The sequence below is a fragment of the Streptomyces africanus genome (assembly GCF_002150735.1).
Taxonomy (GTDB): domain Bacteria; phylum Actinomycetota; class Actinomycetes; order Streptomycetales; family Streptomycetaceae; genus Streptomyces; species Streptomyces africanus.
In genome coordinates, this window is sequence record NZ_MUKA01000603.1 from 1 (window position 1) to 2,107 (window position 2,107).

Annotated in this window: 3 protein-coding genes; 2 read left to right on the forward strand and 1 reads right to left on the reverse strand. The window is 71.5% G+C overall.

Going from position 1 to position 2,107, the window contains the following annotated elements; all coding sequences use genetic code 11:
• Positions 1-462: alcohol dehydrogenase catalytic domain-containing protein (locus CCL05_RS42525; protein ID WP_143590058.1), on the reverse strand; the 462-nt coding region annotated here is incomplete at its 3' end.
• A gap of 198 nt (positions 463-660) precedes the next feature.
• On the opposite strand from CCL05_RS42525, the gene CCL05_RS42530 reads away from it, so the two are divergent.
• A complete protein-coding gene (locus CCL05_RS42530; protein WP_086565843.1) occupies positions 661-1,683 on the forward strand; it encodes a phosphotransferase family protein in 1,023 nt (340 codons plus the stop codon).
• A gap of 5 nt (positions 1,684-1,688) precedes the next feature.
• Positions 1,689-2,107 (forward strand): acyl-CoA dehydrogenase family protein (locus CCL05_RS42535; RefSeq protein WP_208641754.1); only part of this gene is annotated, 419 nt, incomplete at its 3' end.

Here is a 2,107-nt window from a genome sequence, read left to right on the forward strand (position 1 = left end):
CGTGCGGCCCTCCTCGTTCAGGCGGTGTGCGTCCGCCGCTCGTTCCAGGGGGAACGTCTCGGAGACGTGCACGCTCACCACGCCCTGTTCCGCCAGTTCGGACAGCCGCCGGAGGTCCTCGGCGTCGGGGCGGACNNCGGGCGCGGCCACGTACTCGGCGAAGGTGCCACGGGAGAGGAAGTCCTCGCGGACGTACCCGATGACCTCGTCCCCGACGTCGAACTCCGACACGGCGACGCCGGGGCGTACGACGACGCCCGAGACGTCCCAGCCGGGTACCACCGGGAACGCGGCTTCGAGGAGTCCGTCGAGGTAGCCCTCGCGGGCCTTCCAGTCGACGGGGTTCACGGCCGCCGCCCGCACCTTGACCAGCACGGAGTCCGGGCCGACCTTGGGATCGCGGACCTCTCCGAACGCCAGGACCTCGGGTCCGCCGTACCGTGAGTAACTGATCGCCTTCATGCATCCGACCTTCCGGGCTCGCCGCGCGGCACGCAAGCCGGATGGCCTGAACGAAGCGGCCTAAACCTCCCCGGCGCCCCGTGGGGGGAGTCGTCGGCCTATCGTGGCTCCGATCACGTTTCGGCCCCGCTCTGGACGACATACCGACCGGTCGGCATCATGAGTCGGTAACTGTTCACCTGCCCGTAGGAGCGACGCATGAGCCCCGACCACCCGCCCGGACTCGACCTCGACCGGCTGCGCGGCCTGCTCGACCGCGAGCGGCCCGGCCTGGTGAGCGGCGCACTGTCCGGCCGGCTGATCGAGGGCGGACGGTCCAACCTCACCTACTCCGTCTCCGACGGCACCTCCCGATGGGTCGTACGGCGTCCCCCGCTCGGCCACGTCCTGGCCACCGCGCACGACATGAAGCGCGAGCACCGGGTGATCAGCGCGCTGCACCCGACCGCCGTGCCGGTTCCGCGGCCCGTGCTGCTGTGCGAGGACGAGGAGGTGCTCGGCGCGCCCTTCTACGTCATGGAGTTCGTCGAGGGCACCCCGTACCGCACGGCCGACCAGCTCGCCCCGCTCGGCCCGGAGCGCACCCGGGGCGCGGTGCTGAACCTGGTGGACACGCTGGTGGAGCTGCACGCGGTGGATCCGGCCGAGGTGGGACTCGCCGACTTCGGCCGGCCCGAGGGCTTCCTGGACCGGCAGCTGCGGCGCTGGGGCAAGCAGCTGGACGCCTCACGCAACCGCGAGCTGGCCGGGATCGACGAGCTGCACGCCACGCTCGGACGGCGGCTGCCCTCCTCCCCCGCCCCGGCCGTGGTGCACGGCGACTACCGGCTGGACAACGTCCTGATCGGCGAGGACGACCGCATCAAGGCGATCCTCGACTGGGAGATGTCCACCCTGGGCGACCCGCTGACCGACCTGGGCCTGCTGGCGATGTACAGCCTGCCGCTCGACGCCCCTGACTCCCCCGTCTCCACGACGGCCGAGGCGGCGGGGCACCCGGACCCGGCCGAACTGATCGAGCGGTATGCCGCGCGCTCGGGGCGCGATGTCTCCGCGGTCTCCTGGTACACCGCGTTCGCCTGGTTCAAGCTCGCCGTGATCCTGGAGGGCATCCACTACCGCTACACCCTGGGCCAGACGGTCGGGCGCGGCTTCGACCGCATCGGCGGCCTGGTCCCCGTCTTCATCGAGCACGGTCTCACCACCCTTCAGGAAGGCTGACGGTCATGGACTTCGCGTTCGACGCGCGCACCGAGGAGCTGCGCGGCAAGCTGCTGGCCTTCATGGACGAGTACGTCTATCCGGCCGAGGCCGTCGCACACGAGCAGCGGGCCCGGCTCGCCTCGCCGTGGGAGGCCCCGGCGGTGGTCGAGGAGCTGAAGGCCGAGGCGCGCAGGCAGGGCCTGTGGAACCTCTTCCTGCCGGACTCCGAGTACGGCGCCGGGCTCACCAACCTCCAGTACGCGCCGCTCGCCGAGATCATGGGGCGCTCCCCACAGCTGGCCCCGACGGTGACGAACTGCGCGGCCCCGGACACGGGCAACATGGAGGTGCTCACCCAGTTCGGCGACGAGCAGCAGCGCAAGCAGTGGCTGGAGCCGCTGCTGGCCGGCGAGATCCGCTCGGCGTTCGCGATGACCGAGCC